Origin of the sequence: Arenimonas sp., from assembly GCF_022842045.1 — a bacterium.
Classification (GTDB): domain Bacteria; phylum Pseudomonadota; class Gammaproteobacteria; order Xanthomonadales; family Xanthomonadaceae; genus Arenimonas.
The window spans coordinates 1-13,902 of sequence record NZ_JALHQI010000071.1 but is presented as its reverse complement, the minus strand read 5'-3'; the positions used below and the strand labels follow the sequence as shown (position 1 = coordinate 13,902).

Annotated in this window: 12 protein-coding genes and 1 pseudogene; 1 reads left to right on the top strand and 12 read right to left on the bottom strand. The window is 72.6% G+C overall.

Annotated elements, in window-relative coordinates; translation table 11 throughout:
- The 10 genes and pseudogenes from Q0C12_RS12730 to gspE all read right to left on the bottom strand — a co-directional run.
- Nucleotides 1-557, bottom strand: a pseudogene (locus Q0C12_RS12730) (hypothetical protein); the annotation flags it as partial.
- Entirely contained in the window at nucleotides 554-1,141 is a 588-nt protein-coding gene (gspM, locus tag Q0C12_RS12725; RefSeq protein WP_290890759.1) for a type II secretion system protein GspM, read from the bottom strand. The pseudogene Q0C12_RS12730 and the gene gspM, both read right to left, overlap by 4 nt.
- Nucleotides 1,128-2,252 carry a PilN domain-containing protein gene (locus Q0C12_RS12720; RefSeq protein WP_290890757.1) on the bottom strand — a complete coding sequence of 375 codons (1,125 nt, stop codon included), beginning with the start codon at nucleotides 2,250-2,252 and terminating at the stop codon, nucleotides 1,128-1,130. Before Q0C12_RS12720 ends, gspM begins: the two co-directional genes overlap by 14 nt.
- Complete coding sequence (locus Q0C12_RS12715) at nucleotides 2,252-3,133, bottom strand: type II secretion system protein GspK (protein ID WP_290890755.1); 882 nt, start codon at nucleotides 3,131-3,133, stop codon at nucleotides 2,252-2,254. The genes Q0C12_RS12720 and Q0C12_RS12715 overlap by 1 nt, the downstream gene beginning before the upstream one ends.
- Complete coding sequence (locus Q0C12_RS12710) at nucleotides 3,130-3,801, bottom strand: type II secretion system protein GspJ (protein ID WP_290890753.1); 672 nt, start codon at nucleotides 3,799-3,801, stop codon at nucleotides 3,130-3,132. The genes Q0C12_RS12715 and Q0C12_RS12710 overlap by 4 nt, the downstream gene beginning before the upstream one ends.
- Nucleotides 3,798-4,250 (bottom strand): prepilin-type N-terminal cleavage/methylation domain-containing protein, encoded by a 453-nt coding sequence (locus tag Q0C12_RS12705; protein ID WP_290890751.1) that lies wholly within the window; start codon nucleotides 4,248-4,250, stop codon nucleotides 3,798-3,800. Before Q0C12_RS12705 ends, Q0C12_RS12710 begins: the two co-directional genes overlap by 4 nt.
- Nucleotides 4,247-4,699 (bottom strand): GspH/FimT family protein, encoded by a 453-nt coding sequence (locus tag Q0C12_RS12700; protein WP_290890749.1) that lies wholly within the window; start codon nucleotides 4,697-4,699, stop codon nucleotides 4,247-4,249. Before Q0C12_RS12700 ends, Q0C12_RS12705 begins: the two co-directional genes overlap by 4 nt.
- Before the next feature lie 22 nt (nucleotides 4,700-4,721).
- A complete protein-coding gene (gene gspG / locus Q0C12_RS12695; RefSeq protein WP_290890747.1) occupies nucleotides 4,722-5,138 on the bottom strand; it encodes a type II secretion system major pseudopilin GspG in 417 nt (138 codons plus the stop codon).
- Between the two features lie 13 nt (nucleotides 5,139-5,151).
- Nucleotides 5,152-6,363, bottom strand: coding sequence for a type II secretion system F family protein (locus Q0C12_RS12690; RefSeq protein ID WP_290890719.1), 1,212 nt, complete (start codon nucleotides 6,361-6,363; stop codon nucleotides 5,152-5,154).
- A 4-nt stretch (nucleotides 6,364-6,367) separates the two neighbouring features.
- A complete protein-coding gene (gspE, locus tag Q0C12_RS12685; protein ID WP_290890717.1) occupies nucleotides 6,368-8,080 on the bottom strand; it encodes a type II secretion system ATPase GspE in 1,713 nt (570 codons plus the stop codon).
- A 112-nt stretch (nucleotides 8,081-8,192) separates the two neighbouring features.
- Here gspE and Q0C12_RS12680 point away from each other — a divergent pair, with 112 nt between their 5' ends.
- Nucleotides 8,193-9,209, top strand: coding sequence for an NAD(P)-dependent alcohol dehydrogenase (locus Q0C12_RS12680; RefSeq protein ID WP_290890715.1), 1,017 nt, complete (start codon nucleotides 8,193-8,195; stop codon nucleotides 9,207-9,209).
- Nucleotides 9,210-9,256: 47 nt separating this feature from the next.
- Here the strand turns inward: Q0C12_RS12680 and purL are convergent, their stop codons facing one another.
- Together purL and Q0C12_RS12670 are read right to left on the bottom strand one after the other, a co-directional pair.
- Nucleotides 9,257-13,111 (bottom strand): phosphoribosylformylglycinamidine synthase, encoded by a 3,855-nt coding sequence (gene purL / locus Q0C12_RS12675; RefSeq protein WP_290890713.1) that lies wholly within the window; start codon nucleotides 13,109-13,111, stop codon nucleotides 9,257-9,259.
- An 82-nt stretch (nucleotides 13,112-13,193) separates the two neighbouring features.
- Nucleotides 13,194-13,902: thioredoxin fold domain-containing protein (locus Q0C12_RS12670; protein WP_290890711.1), on the bottom strand; the 709-nt coding region annotated here is incomplete at its 5' end.

Below are 13,902 nucleotides of genomic sequence, written 5' to 3'. Positions count from 1 at the left end.
GCCGGCGAGGGCGCGGGCGGCCGGCCGGGAACCACCGGCGCGGCGACCTGGGTGACCGGCTCGCCGCCCACGCCGCTGAACACGCGCAGGGCGAGCTCGCGCCGGCCCTCGGGACCTTCGAACACGGCGCGGCGCGGCTCGATTTCGACCAGGCGCCAGCCGGTGCCCTCGACCAGCTCGCCCAGGCGCACGCGGCGGCTGGCGTTGGTCTCGCGCGACTGCAGGATGGCGAGCTTCACGTCGCCCGCGATCAGGATGCTGGTGAGCTCGGCATCCAGCGGCGCATCGCCGCTGCCCTCGCCTTCCGCAATCGCCGGCGGGCGGCGCTCGGGGCTGAGCAGCGGGCGGTTGCCCACCTCGAGGTAATCCGGCGCCGGGCCCAGGCGCGAACCCACGGCTTCCAGGCGCACCTGCGGCACCGGCGGCGCCAGCGCGGCATTGCCCGGGTGCAGCCCGACCCGGCCACCCAGGCCGGCCAGCGCCAGCAGCAGCAGGCCGACCGCCCAGGCCGCCACTGCCGCCAGCACCGCGCCGGCCGGGCGCAGGCGCGCGATCACGGCGTGCCCCCGGCGGGCGTGGTGAGGTAACCGTACAGGTCGAAGCTGACGTCGATGCCGCCGCCCTCCGGGCCCGCGGCGAGGTAGCTGCGGCGCGACAGCAGGTCGAGGTTGTCCACGAACAGTTGCGGGCTGCCGCTCTCGAGCGCATGCAGCACGGCGCCGAGCTCGGCCATGCCGCAGCGCAGGCGCACCTGCACGGTGGCGCGGACGAAAGGTTCCTCGACCCGCGATTCTGTCGGCGTTCGGGCGGTGATCTGGCAGCGGCCGGGCTGCGGGCTGGCCTCGGCGATCACGGCCTCGAGCCGCTGCACCAGCGCGGCGGTGGCCAGCTGGCGGTTGGTCTCGGGCAGGAAGCCGGGGTTGCCCTGCTCGAACTCGCGCACGCGCGCCAGCTCGCTTTCCAGCACCGGGCGCTGGGCGATTTCCTCGCGCAGGGCCAGCTCCTGGTCGCGCAGCTGGGCGATCTCGTCGCCCATCGCCAGCATCGGCGCCGTCCACCACCAGTGCAGCAGCACGAAATACGCGAGCAGCACGGCCAGCGCGGCGCCGCCCAGCAGCTTCAGGCGCTCAGCGGCCGGCATCGTCGCCCTCCTCGCCGGCGCCGGCGTTCACCACGCGCGCGGTCAGCGTGAAGCGGTCGCGCCCGGTGCGCGGATCCGACTGCACCACGCCCGACAGCGCCGGGTCGGTGACCAGCGGCGAGGCCTGCAGCAGCGCCACCAGCGCCGGCGCGGCGCGGCTCTGGCCCACCATCACCAGCTGGTCGCCGGTGATCGCCAGCTTGTCGAGCGAGGTGTCGTCGGGGATGCGGCGCGTCAGTTCGTCCATCACCTCGAGCATGGTCGGTCGGCTGGCGCGGGTGGCGGCCAGGAAGTTCGCGGCCTGGGCCGACGACACCAGCTGGTTGCGCAGCAGACGCGCCTCGCGGGCCTGTTCGTTGGCGGTGGCGACCAGGGCGCGCAGCTCGTCGCGGCGCTCGCTGCGGTTGTGCAGCGTCAGCAGCAGGCTTCCGAGCAGGCCGACCGCGGCCACCGCGGCCAGCACCAGGTGCAGGCGGCGCACCGGGTCGCGACGCCGGGCGCGGGCGGCGTCCGGCAGCAGGTTCAGGCCGAGGCGGCGACCGTCGGCCTCGACCACGTCGACGCCCGCCAGCCCCTGGGCCAGCGGGCCGATCGCGGCGAGCTCGGCATCGAGCCGGGCGCGCGGCAGCACCAGCAGTTCCACCCGCAGCTGCTGCGCGGCGAGGTCGCGCGCCAGCACGCGGCCCTCGAAGCTGACCTGGTCGGCGGAGAACGGCGTTTGCCGGTCGAGTTCGAAGGCCAGCACTTCACGCAGGCGCGGCTCGGCCGCGGCCGGCAGGGTGAGCACACGGCGCAGCACGCCGGCGGCGGGCAGCAGCAGCCAGCGCGGCGTGCCGCTCGCGTCGACGCGCGCACGCAGCTCGTCCAGCAGTTGCGGCTCCAGCGGCACCTCGCCCAGGCGGGTGTCACCGCGGTGGCCGGCGGCCAACAAGGACAGGTCGTCGCCGTGGCGCGACAGGCACAGGCGCCGCGCCTCGTCGGCGATGCGATCGCGCCAGGACGCCGGCAGCACCGACAGCACGGCCTCGCGCAGCCGGGCCGGGAGCGTGCTCCGCGCCAGGCGCAACTTGAGGGGATCGATCAGGATGGAAAGGCGATCGGCGGCGGGCATCAGTAAGGTTCTCCCGTCCGCCAGGCCAGCGGGGCATACAGTTGTCCGAAGCCCGACCCCGCGCCGATTCGCAGCGTGGCGTGGACCTCGACGAGGGTGCCGTCCGGACGGGTGGCGCGGCTGGCGACACTATACGTTCCCGACCCCGCCACGGCGAGGGTGCTGCCGTCGGGCAGCCGCGGCAGCGGCAGGCCGGGGCGCCAGGCCTGGCGCAGGGCCACCAGTTCGGCCGCCTGGGCCGGACCCAGGCCCAGGGCCTGCAGCACCGCCAGCTGCGCGAAGCCGGGCTCGGGCCGCGGCATGGCGGTGTGGATGGTGACGTGCGGCACCAGCAGGCGGTAAGTGGCGGTGTCCATGCCCAGCAGCTGCTGCAGTTCGCCCAGGGTGGTGAAGGGCTGGTCCTTGGCGCCGTAAGCCAGGCCGGCGGCCGCGTAATCGCGGTCCTCGGCGCCGCCGGACGCGGCCAGCAGGCTGTCGGGGTCGCGCCAGTCCTGGATCACGCCGGCCAGGCGCTCGGCGCGTTCGGGCTCGACCCCCAGCCAGCCCATCAGCGCCGCCAGCTGGCCGGCGTCGGTGGCGTTGAGATCCATCTTGGCGGCCTCGTCCTGCACCCTCACTTCGATCTGGTGGTCGTCGAAGCTGAAGCGGTAAGGACGCCCGTCGGGCACCCAGCGCGCCGCCGGGTCAGGCTCGACCAGGCGCAGCGCGGCGAGTTCGACGCCCGCCTCGGCGGCCAGGCGCGCCGCCGCGTTCTGGCGCAGGGCGCTGCCCTGCAGCGCCTCGGTGCGGGTCCCGAGCGCGAACACCGCGATCAGCCCCGCCATCAGCAGCAGCATCCACAGCACCAGCAGCAGCGCGGCCCCCCGGCTGGCCCGGCTCATTGGGCTTCCCCCGGCTGCGGGTAGCCGTCGATGGGTGCATTGCCCCAGCCGGCGGACGTCGCCGCGGCCTGCCGCGGCGCGGCGACCAGGGTCGGGAAGCGGGCGCGCTCGTCGGCCATGCGCAGCTCCAGCCGCACCAGGCGCGGCATGGCCTGCGGCTTGTCCCAGCGCGGCGTCCAGGCGCCGGGCTTGCCGTCGTCGTCGAGCGTGCGGAAGGCGAAGGCGCCGTCGGCGATGCCGTCGAGCAGCACTTCAGGCTCTCGCTCGTTCTCCAGCGGGCCGTCGGGCGTGAGCTGCTCGTGCTGGAACTCGAGCTGCAGGCCGCCGTCGCCGCGCACCAGACGGAAGGTCTGCAGGTGCGGCCCGCCGCGCGAGAGGTAGCCCGGCATCGGCGCCACCAGCTTCAGTTCGTCCTCCGTGGCTTCGAAGAAGGCCGGCGTGCCGGTGCCATCGTCGGGTTCGATCGGCATCGGCAGCGCGTCCTCGACCTGGCGCCGGATGAAGGCCTGCACCGCGCGCAGGCGCTCGTTGCGCTGTGCCATGTCCTCGGCGCGTTCCGTGGCCACGGTGGCGCTGCGCAAGGTGGCGAACGCCAGCCCGACGCCCACCGCCAGCAGCGTCGTGGCCAGCAACACCTCGATCAGGCTGAAGCCGCGCGCGCGGATCACGGCAGTCCCCCGGGCGGCGCCGGGTAGCGCACGCGCAGCGTGCTGAAGCGCAAGGTGCGCGGCACGTCGTCCTCGCCCCAGCTCACGTCCAGCTGGACGCGGTAGAGCACGGGCGCGCCGGCCGGCTGCAGGCCCACCGTCTCGATCGGCGTGGCGCCTTCCGCCGACTCGGTGCGCGGCGCCGGATCCTCGACCTCGGTGATCTCCAGGTCCCAGCGGTAGCGGCCGCGGTCGAAGTCGCCCTGCTCGCGGCCGGCTTCGATCGGCTCGAGCACGCCGACCTGGTCGAGCAGCGACTGCGCGTGCAGCGTCGCCTCGGTGGCATCGCCCGAGGTGCGCACCTGGGCCAGCCCGCCGCTGAGGATGGCGGCCAGGATGCCCAGCCCCACCGACATCAACGCGAAAGCCAGGATGACTTCGAGCAGGCTGAAGCCGCGCTGGCGCCTCATGGCTCGCCCTCGCCGCGGCGCAGCCGCACTTCGCCGGTGAGCCAGGCCACGTCCACGCGCCACGCGGCCTCGCCGCGGCGCAGCACGAGCCGACCGCCGGTGGCCGCGCCTTCCGGGAAGAAACGAATGGCGATCTCCTGGGGTGACTCGAGCTCCTCGCGGGCACCGACGACCTCGAGCGCGACATCCGCGGGCAGTTCGCCGCGGCGTTCGCCGGCGCCCTGCCAGCGCTTTTCGCCGACGTGGATGAGGAACACCTGCTCGCGTCCGGTGGCGATCGCCTGGGCGCGGGTGAAGCGAAGTTCGGCGGCCAGCTCCCGCGCCGCGCCGCGCAGCTGCTGGCCCGGCAGCCCGGCGCTGATGGCGGCCAGGCCAAGCGCGGCCAGGGCGGCGATGAGCACCATCACCACCACCAGCTCCACCAGCGAGAAACCGCGCGGGCGCATCATCGGCGGCGCCTGGGGCCGGCGCTCAGGGCCGGCGGATGTCCTGGTTCACGCTCTCGCCGCCGGCCTGGGCGTCGGCGCCCAGGCTCACCAGCTCGAACGGGCCGTTGGTACCGGGGCGCTTGAACTCGATCGGCGTGCCCCAGGGGTCATTCAGCTCTTCCGGGCGCGCATAGGGGCCCAGCCAGTTGGTGGCCCCGGTGGAATTGACCAGCTGGTCGAGTGAGTCGGGCAGCTTGCCGGTATCCATGCGGAACTGGTCGATCTTGCCGGCCAGCGTCACCAGCTGGGTCTCGGCGATGCGCACGTTCGCGCGGTCCTGGCCGCCCATCACGCGGCTGGCGATCAGCGCGAGGATCGAGCCGATCAGGACGATCACGATCATCAGCTCGATCAGGCTCATGCCGCGGGCGTGTCGGGGGGAAGCGGGTTGGCGTCGCATCGTCGGGTCCTGGTCAGATGGAATTGGTGAGGTCGTAGATCGGCAGCAGCACCGACAGCATGACGGCGCCGACCACGAGGGTCATCAGCACCGTCAGCGCCGGCACCAGCGCGGTCAGCAGGCGGTCGAGCGCGTTGGCCGTTTCCTGGTCGAAGGTGTCGGCGGCCTTGAGCAGCATCGCATCGAGTTCGCCCGACTCCTCGCCGACCTGGATCATGTGCACGGCCAGGCGCGGGAACACCTTCTGGCGGCCCAGCGCATAGCCCAGGCCACTGCCGGTCTTCACCTCCTCGGCCGCGGCTTCCACCGCCTCGGCCAGCACCCGGTTGGACAGCACCGGCCGCGAGAGGTTCAGCGCGCCCAGCAGCGGCACGCCGTTGCGCACCAGGGTGCCCAGCGTGCGCGCCAGGCGCGCGGTGTCGAGCTTGGCGATGAGGTCGCCGGGGAACTTGTGGCGCAGCACGCGCGCATCGATGGCGCGGCGCACGGCCGGGTCGCCGGACTTCACCGCGGCCCAGCCCGCCGCGCCAAGCGCGACCAGCAGCAAGGCCCACCACCACGCGCGGATGAACAGGCTGGTCTTGAGCACGGCCAGCGAGTACCAGGGCAGGTCGGCGTTCATGCTTTCGAACAGCGCCTGGAACTGCGGCACCACGAAGGCCATCAGGAAGGTGATGGAGGCGAACACCAGCACGGTGAGGATGACCGGGTAGATCATCGCGTTGAGCACGCGCGCGCGCAGCGCGGCGCTGCGCTCGAGGTAATCGGCCAGCCGGCGCAGGCTCTCGTGCAGGTTGCCGCCGGCCTCGCCGGCGCGCACCAGGTTCACGTACAGGCGCGAGAAGATGCCGTGCTGCTGCTCGAGCGCGGTGGACAGCGGCGCGCCGCCGCGCACCGACTCGCGCACGCGCTCGACCACGCGGCGCGCCTCCGGCGAGTCGGGCAGTTCGAGCAGGATGCCCAGCGCGCGGTCCAGCGGCTGGCCGGCGCCAAGCAGCGTCGCCAGCTGCTGGGTGAACTGCAGCACCTGCGGCTCGCCGAACTCCTTGCGCTTGAACAGCGCGCCCAGGCCCTCGCCGCCGGCCGCGTCGGCGCGGCGCGCCTCCACCGGCAGGTGGCCCTGGTCCTGCAGCCGCGTGATCACTTCCTCGGCGCTGGCCGCTTCCATCTGGCCGTCGAGCGATTCGCCGGCGGCCGACAGGGCCTTGTAGCGGAACAGCGCCACCGCCCTAGCCTTCCTGGGTGACGCGCAGGACTTCCTCGATGGTGGTCAGGCCCTGCATCGCCTTGACCAACCCGTCCTCGTACATGGTGCGCATGCCGCGCTCGCGCGCCGCGTCCTCGAGCTCGCCCATGCCGGCGTGCTTCATCACCAGCCGGCGCAGCGGGTCGTCCATCACCAGGAATTCCATGATGGTGGTGCGGCCAAGGTAGCCGGTGGGCGTCAGCGCCGACGGCTTCGGGCGGTACAGGTAGATGGTGCCCTCGGGCTGGAAGCGGCGCAGGCCGAACTCCTCCACCACTTCCGGCAGCGCTTCGTACTTCTCGGCGTGGGTGGGTTCGATCCGGCGCACCAGGCGCTGGGCCAGGATGCCGTTCACCGTGGAGGTGAGCAGGTAGTCCTCGACGCCCATGTCCATCATGCGGGTGATGCCGCCGGCGGCGTTGTTGGTGTGCAGCGTGGACAGCACCAGGTGGCCGGTGAGCGCGGACTGGATGGCGATGCGCGAGGTTTCCAGGTCGCGCATTTCGCCGATCATGATGATGTCGGGGTCCTGGCGGACGATGCTGCGCAGCGCGTGGGCGAAATCCAGCCCGATCTGCGGCTTGGCCTGGATCTGGTTGATGCCCTCGATCTGGTATTCGACCGGGTCCTCGACGGTGATGATCTTCACGTCGGGCGTGTTGAGCTGGCTGAGCGCGGCATACAGCGTGGTGGTCTTGCCCGAGCCGGTGGGGCCGGTGACCAGCAGGATGCCGTGCGGCTGCTCGAGCACCTTCATGAACTGGCCGAGGAATTCGTCGGTGAAGCCCAGCGCCTTGAAGTCGAGCACGACCGACTCGCGGTCGAGCAGTCGCATCACCACGCTTTCGCCGTGCGCGGTGGGCACGGTGCTCACGCGAAGGTCCAGTTCCTTGCCCTGCACCCGCACCATGATGCGGCCGTCCTGCGGCAGCCGGCGCTCGGCGATGTTGAGCTTGGCCATGATCTTGATGCGCGAGATCACCGCGGCGGTGAGGTTCGCCGGCGGGGATTCGGATTCCTCGAGCACGCCGTCGACGCGGTAGCGCACCTTCAGGCGGTTCTCGAAGGGTTCGATGTGGATGTCGGAGGCGCGCAGCTCGACCGCGCGCTGGATCACCAGGTTCACCAGCCGGATGACCGGCGCCTCGGAGGCGAGGTCGCGCAGCTGCTCGACGTCGGCCTCGTCGCCGCCGGACTCATCGCCCAGGTTCTCGACGATCGTGCCCATGGCCGAGCGGCCGGAACCGTAATAGCGCTCGACCAGGTCGGCGATCTCGGCGCGCAGGCCCACCTTCACCCGCACGCTGCGGCCGGTGGCCAGCGCCACGGCTTCGGCCGCGTAGGGATCCTGCGGGTCGGCGACCAGCAGCTCGACGTAATCCTCGCCCTCGCCCACCGGGCACACCGCCAGCTGCTTGAGGAAGCGCAGCGACAGCGCCACGCCGGGCGGCGGCGCATCGGGGCAGTCCTTGGCGGCCAGCAGCGGCAGGCCCATGACCTCGGCGGCGGACTCGGCCATGTCGCGTTCCGACACCATGCCCAGGCGCACCAGCAGCGCGGCCAGTGAACCACCGGCCTCGGCCTGCAGGCGCTGGGCCCGGGCCAGGTCGGCCTCCTTCAGCCGGCCGCGCGCGGACAGGGCCGCGGCGATGCGGCTGTCGGCGGATTCCGTCGTTTCGTTGATGACCGATGCCACGGCGCCTCCCTGCAGGACTGCCCCCGGAATTTAGCAGGTCGGGGCGCCCCGGCGCGCCCCTCACGCCACCCGGCGTATCGTGGGCGTCCCCGTTCAACCACCTGGAGCCACCATGACCCCGATCCGCGCCTGGGCCGCCCCCACCGTCGGCGCCCCGCTGCAGCCCTTCGAGTACGATCCCGGCCCGCTGGGCCCCGAGGACGTCGAGATCGCCGTCGAGCACTGCGGCATCTGCCACTCCGACCTGTCCCTGCTGGACAACGAGTGGGGCTTCACCCAGTACCCGTTCGTGCCCGGCCACGAGGCCGTGGGCCGGGTGGTGGCGATGGGCCCGCAGGCCAAGGGCGTGGCCATGGGCCAGCGCGTCGGCCTGGGCTGGAATGCCCGCAGCTGCCTGCACTGCGCGCAGTGCCTGGCCGGACGCCACAACCTGTGCGTGTCGGTTCAGCCGACCCTGGCGGGGCGACACGGCGCCTTCGCCGACCGCGTGCGCGCCCACTGGGTCTGGGTGATGCCGATGCCGGCCGGGCTTGACCCGCGCGAGGCGGGACCGCTGCTTTGCGGCGGCATCACGGTCTTCGCCCCGCTGCACGAAATGAAGATTGCGCCGACGGCGCGGGTCGGCGTGGTCGGCATTGGCGGCTTGGGGCACCTGGCGCTGAAATTCTGCAAGGCCTGGGGCTGCGAGGTGACGGCATTCACCACCAGCGCCTCAAAGGCCGAGGAAGCGCGCGCGTTCGGCGCACACCGCGTGGTGTCCACCGGCGACGCCGACGCGCTGGCGAAGCTGGCCGGCCGGTTCGACCTGATCATCGACACCGTGAACGTGTCGCTGGACTGGAACGGCCTGCTGGCGGCGCTGGCGCCCGAGGGGCGCCTGCACGTGGTCGGCGCGGTGCTCGAGCCGATCCCTGTGCCGGCCTTCTCGCTGATCATGGGACAGAAATCGGTGTCGGGCTCGCCCACCGGTTCCCGCGCGGCGATCGACACGATGCTCCGCTTCGCCGACCGGCACGGCGTGCTGCCCAAGACCGAACATTTCCCGATGCGTCGCGTGAACGAGGCGCTGGACCACCTGCGCGCCGGGAAGGCGCGCTACCGCATCGTGCTGGACGCCGACTTCGACTGATTCCACGGAGGGACGGGGGGCGCGCCCGGCGCCCCCCCGTCGCCGATTCAGGCCACCCAGGCGCGGGCGTTGCGGAAGATCCGCATCCAGGGCGAATCCTCGCCCCAGCCGGCCGGGTGCCAGCTCATCTGCAGGCTGCGGAACACCCGTTCAGGGTGCGGCATCATCAGCGTGGCGCGGCCATCGCGGCTGGTCAGGCCAGTGATGCCGGCGGGCGAGCCGTTCGGATTGGCCGGGTAGGCTTCGGTCGGCTGGCCGTGGCCGTCGACGAAGCGCAGCGCGACCTGCGCCTGCCCGGCATGCTCCGGCGCATCGAAGCGCGCCTGGCCTTCGCCGTGCGCGACCACCACCGGGATGCGCGAGCCGGCCATGCCGGCGAACAGGATCGAGGGCGAGTCCTGCACTTCGACCTGGGCCAGGCGGGCTTCGTACTGTTCGCTGCGGTTGCGCAGGAAGCGCGGCCAGTGCTCGGCGCCCGGCACCAGGCCCTTGAGCTGGGCCAGCATCTGGCAGCCGTTGCAAACGCCCAGGCTGAAGCTGTCGGGGCGCTCGAAGAAGCGCGCGAACTGCTCGCGCAGGTCCGGCCGCTCGAGGATGGACGTGGCCCAGCCGCGGCCCGCGCCCAGCACGTCGCCGTAGCTGAAGCCGCCGCAGGCTGCCAGGCCCTTGAAGCCATCGAGCCGCACGCGGCCGCCAACCAGGTCGGACATGTGCACGTCCACCGCGGTGAAGCCGGCGCGGTCGAACGCGGCCGCCATTTCCACCTGGCCGTTGACGCCCTGCTCGCGCAGGATGGCGACGCGGGGGCGCACGCCGGTATGGATCCACGGCGCGGCGATGTCCTCGGCCGGGTCGAAGGAAAGCCTGGGCACCAGGCCGGGGTCGGCGAAGTCGAGCCGCGCCTCGCGCTCGGCGTCGGCGCCGGCGGGGTCGTCGCGCATCGCCTGGATGGCGTGCGTGACCGACCACCAGGCCCCGAACAGTTCCTGCCAGCTCCACTCGGCCAGCACCTGCGGGCCGTCGCTGACGCGCACCACCGGCACCGTCGTGGGGCGGCCGATGCGCTGCGCGCAGTGCGTGAGCTGGTGGCGGTTGACCAGGTCGGCGAAGGCCACGCGGTCCTCCGCGGCGACCTGCACCACGGCGCCCAGCTCTTCGTTGAACAGCGTGGTGAACGGATCCTCGCCCCAGCCTTCGAGGTTGATCTCGAGGCCGCAATGGCTGGCGAAGGCCATCTCGCACAGCGCGGCGAAGGCGCCGCCGTCGGAGCGGTCGTGGTAGGCCAGCAGCAGGCCGTCGGCGCGCGCCGCCTGCACCAGCGCGAAGAAGTCGCGCAGGCGCTCGGGCTCGTCGAGGTCGGGGCTGGCGCCGCCGAAGGCCGAATGCACCTGGGCCAGGATCGAGCCGCCCATGCGGCGCGCACCCGCTCCCAGGCCGATGAGCCAGAGTTCCGAATCCACGCTGCGGTCGAGCACCGGCACCAGGGTCTGGCCGGCGTCGGCGACGCGCGCGAACGCGGTGATCACCAGCGACACCGGCGACACCGACTTCTGCGGGCCTTCCGGCGCCTGCCACTGCGCCTGCATGGACAGCGAGTCCTTGCCGACCGGGATGGCGATGTCGAGCTCCGGGCAGAGCTCCATGCCCACGGCCTTGACCGCGTCGAACAGCAGCGCGTCCTCGCCGGGGAACGAGGCCGCGGCCATCCAGTTGGCCGACAGCTTCACCTCCGACAGCGAGGCGACGCCGGCGGCGGCCAGGTTGGTGATGGCTTCGCCGACCGCCATGCGCGCCGACGCGGCGGCGTCGATCAGCGCCAGCGGCGTGCGCTCGCCGATCGCCATTGCTTCGCCGGCGGCGGTGTTGAAGCCGGTCAGCGTGACCGCGACGTCGGCCAGCGGCAGCTGCCAGGGCCCGACCATCTGGTCGCGCGAGCACAGGCCGCCGACGCTGCGGTCGCCGATGGTGACCAGGAAGTTCTTGGACGCGACGGTGGGGTGCGCCATCACGCGCAGGCCGGCTTCGCGCAGCTCGAGCTTGGCGACGTCCAGGCGCGGCCAGCGCGTGGCGGGCACGCGCTGGGTGTCGCGGTGCATGCGCGGCGAATTACCGAACAGCACGTCCATCGGCAGGTCGATCGGCAGGCTGCCGTCCGGCGCCTTGAGCACCAGCCGCTCCTCGGCGGTGGCGACGCCGACCACGGCGAACACGGCGCGCTCGCGCCGGCAGATCGCCTCGAAGTCGGCGATGCGGTCGGCGGCGACGCCCAGCACGTAGCGCTCCTGGGCCTCGTTCGACCACAGCTGCATGGGCGAGAGCGAAGGATCGTCGCTGGGGATCTTCGCCATCTCGATCACGCCGCCGACGTTGGAGTCGTGCAGCAGTTCGGGGATGGCGTTGGACAGGCCGCCGGCGCCGACGTCGTGCGCGGTGAGGATGGGGTTGCGCTCGCCCTGGGCGAAGCAGCGGTCGATCACTTCCTGGCAGCGGCGCTGCATCTCGGGGTTCTCGCGCTGCACGGAAGCGAAGTCGAGGTCCTCGGAACTCTGGCCCGCGTCCACCGACGACGCGGCGCCACCGCCGAGGCCGATCAGCATCGCCGGCCCGCCCAGCACCACCACGGCGTCGCCGGGGCGCAGGTCGAGCTTCCTGACCTGGCTGCGGTCGATCGCGCCGAGGCCACCGGCCAGCATGATCGGCTTGTCGTAGGCGCGGGTCAGGCCCGGCTGGTCGGTGGGCTGCTCGAAGCTGCGGAAGTAGCCCGCCAGCGCCGGCCGGCCGAACTCATTGTTGAAGGCCGCGGCACCGATCGGGCCCTCGGTCATGATCTCGAGCGCGGTGGCCATGCGCGGGTTCAGCGGGCGATCCGCCTCCCAGGGCCGCGGCAGCGAGGGGATGCGCAGGTGCGAGACCGAGAAGCCGGTGAGGCCGGCCTTGGGCTTGCCGCCGCGACCGGTGGCGCCCTCGTCGCGGATCTCGCCGCCGGCGCCGGTGGCCGCGCCCGGGAAGGGCGAGATGGCGGTCGGGTGGTTGTGGGTCTCGACCTTGATGCAGAAGGCCGAATCCACCGGCGCGCTGTGGCCGTACTCGTCGCTGCCGGGCTCGGCGCGGAAGCGGGCGGCCGGGTGGCCTTCGACGACCGCTGCGTTGTCCTTGTACGCGGTGAGCGTGAGCTGCGGCGACTTCGCGTGCGTGTTCTTGATCATCCGGAACAGCGACAACGGCTGCGGCTCGCCGTCGATGGTCCAGTCGGCGTTGAAGATCTTGTGGCGGCAGTGCTCGGAATTGGCCTGCGCGAACATCATCAGCTCGGCGTCGGACGGATCGCGGCCGAGCTCGGCGTAGCGGGCCTGCAGGTACTCGATCTCGTCGGGCGACAGGGCCAGGCCCAGGCGCAGGTTCGCCGCGGCCAGGGTGGCGGCGGGGATGCGTTCGAGCGCGCCCGGGGCCAGCTGCACGAACAGCTTCGCGGCGTCCTCGCGCGAGGCCAGCAGCGATTGCGTCATCGGGTCGTGCAGCGCGCGCGCCAGCTTCGGCCAGCGCGCGTCGCCGGTGGGCGGCAGGCCGGCCAGGTCCAGGCGCAGGCCGCGCTCGACCCGCTTCACCGCCAGGCCGGCACCCTGCACGATCTCGGTGGCCTTGCTCGACCAGGGCGACAGCGTGCCCAGGCGCGGCACCACGTAGCGGGACCGGGCGCCGTCGGCGAGCGGTTCGCTGCCGGTGCAGCCCTCGAGGATGCGGCCGAGCGCCGCCAGGTCCGGCGATGCGCCGGCGGCGGGCTCGACGAAGTAGGCATGCCAGGCCCCGGTGACCCGGAGGCCGTCGACGATCTGCTGCAGGCGGTTCTGGAGACGGTCGCGCCGGAAGGGCGACAGGGCCGGCAGGCCCTCTAGGACGATCATGTCCGCACAATTCCGTGGGAAACGAGCGCCGTATTGTAGAGCAAGACCGGGCCCGCGGCCCGGCCTGCCCCCGCCGCCGGGATCACCCGGCGGGCTTGGCCGCTTTGGCGGCGAGGTCGTTCAGGCGGGTCAGCATGGCCTCGGGCTCCAGGTAGCCGCCCAGCTGCACGCCGTCGGGGCTGTAGATGGCCGGGGTACCGTCCAGGCCCATGCGGCGGCCCAGGTCATAGTCCATGGTCACCGGGTTGGTGCAGTTGGCCTTGGGCAGGATCTTGCCGGCCTTGGCCTCGGTCAGGGCCTTGTTCCGGTCCGGCGAGCACCAGACGGCCACGGCCTGCTCGAAGGACTCGGAGCCGATGCCGCCGCGCGGGTAGAACAGGTACTCGATGGTGATGCCGAGCCTGTTGTAGTCGGCCATCTGCTCGTGCAGGCGCTGGCAGTAGCCGCAGTCGATGTCGGTGAACACCGTGACCACGTGCTTGGGCTCGGCCGCCGGGAAGACGATGCGGCGGTCGTTGCCTATGGTGGCCAGCAGGTCCTTGCGGATCACCGCCTCGCTGAGGCCGGTCAGGCTCTCGCGCGCGGCGATGTCGAACAGGGTGCCCTGGATCAGGTACTTGCCGTCGTTGGAGACGTAGATGATGCGGCCCTCGAGCACGACTTCCTGGTAGCCCGGGATCGGCGAAGGCGAGACGGTGCCGACTTCGGCGCCGGGGGCCAGGCCGGCCAGGGCGGCGCGAACCGTCGCTTCGGTGCCGGCCGTCGCCGGCGCGGCGGTCGCCGGGGCCGCG

Excerpts from the sequence above, each read along its gene's own strand:
- gspM (WP_290890759.1), bottom strand. The coding sequence starts at position 1,141 with ATGCCGGCCGCTGAGCGCCTGAAGCTGCTGGGCGGCGCCGCGCTGGCC.
- Q0C12_RS12720 (WP_290890757.1), bottom strand. The coding sequence starts at position 2,252 with ATGCCCGCCGCCGATCGCCTTTCCATCCTGATCGATCCCCTCAAGTTG.
- Q0C12_RS12715 (WP_290890755.1), bottom strand. The coding sequence starts at position 3,133 with ATGAGCCGGGCCAGCCGGGGGGCCGCGCTGCTGCTGGTGCTGTGGATG.
- Q0C12_RS12705 (WP_290890751.1), bottom strand. The coding sequence starts at position 4,250 with ATGAGGCGCCAGCGCGGCTTCAGCCTGCTCGAAGTCATCCTGGCTTTC.
- Q0C12_RS12700 (WP_290890749.1), bottom strand. The coding sequence starts at position 4,699 with ATGATGCGCCCGCGCGGTTTCTCGCTGGTGGAGCTGGTGGTGGTGATG.
- gspG (WP_290890747.1), bottom strand. The coding sequence starts at position 5,138 with ATGCGACGCCAACCCGCTTCCCCCCGACACGCCCGCGGCATGAGCCTG.
- Q0C12_RS12680 (WP_290890715.1), top strand. The coding sequence starts at position 8,193 with ATGACCCCGATCCGCGCCTGGGCCGCCCCCACCGTCGGCGCCCCGCTG.
- purL (WP_290890713.1), bottom strand. The coding sequence starts at position 13,111 with ATGATCGTCCTAGAGGGCCTGCCGGCCCTGTCGCCCTTCCGGCGCGAC.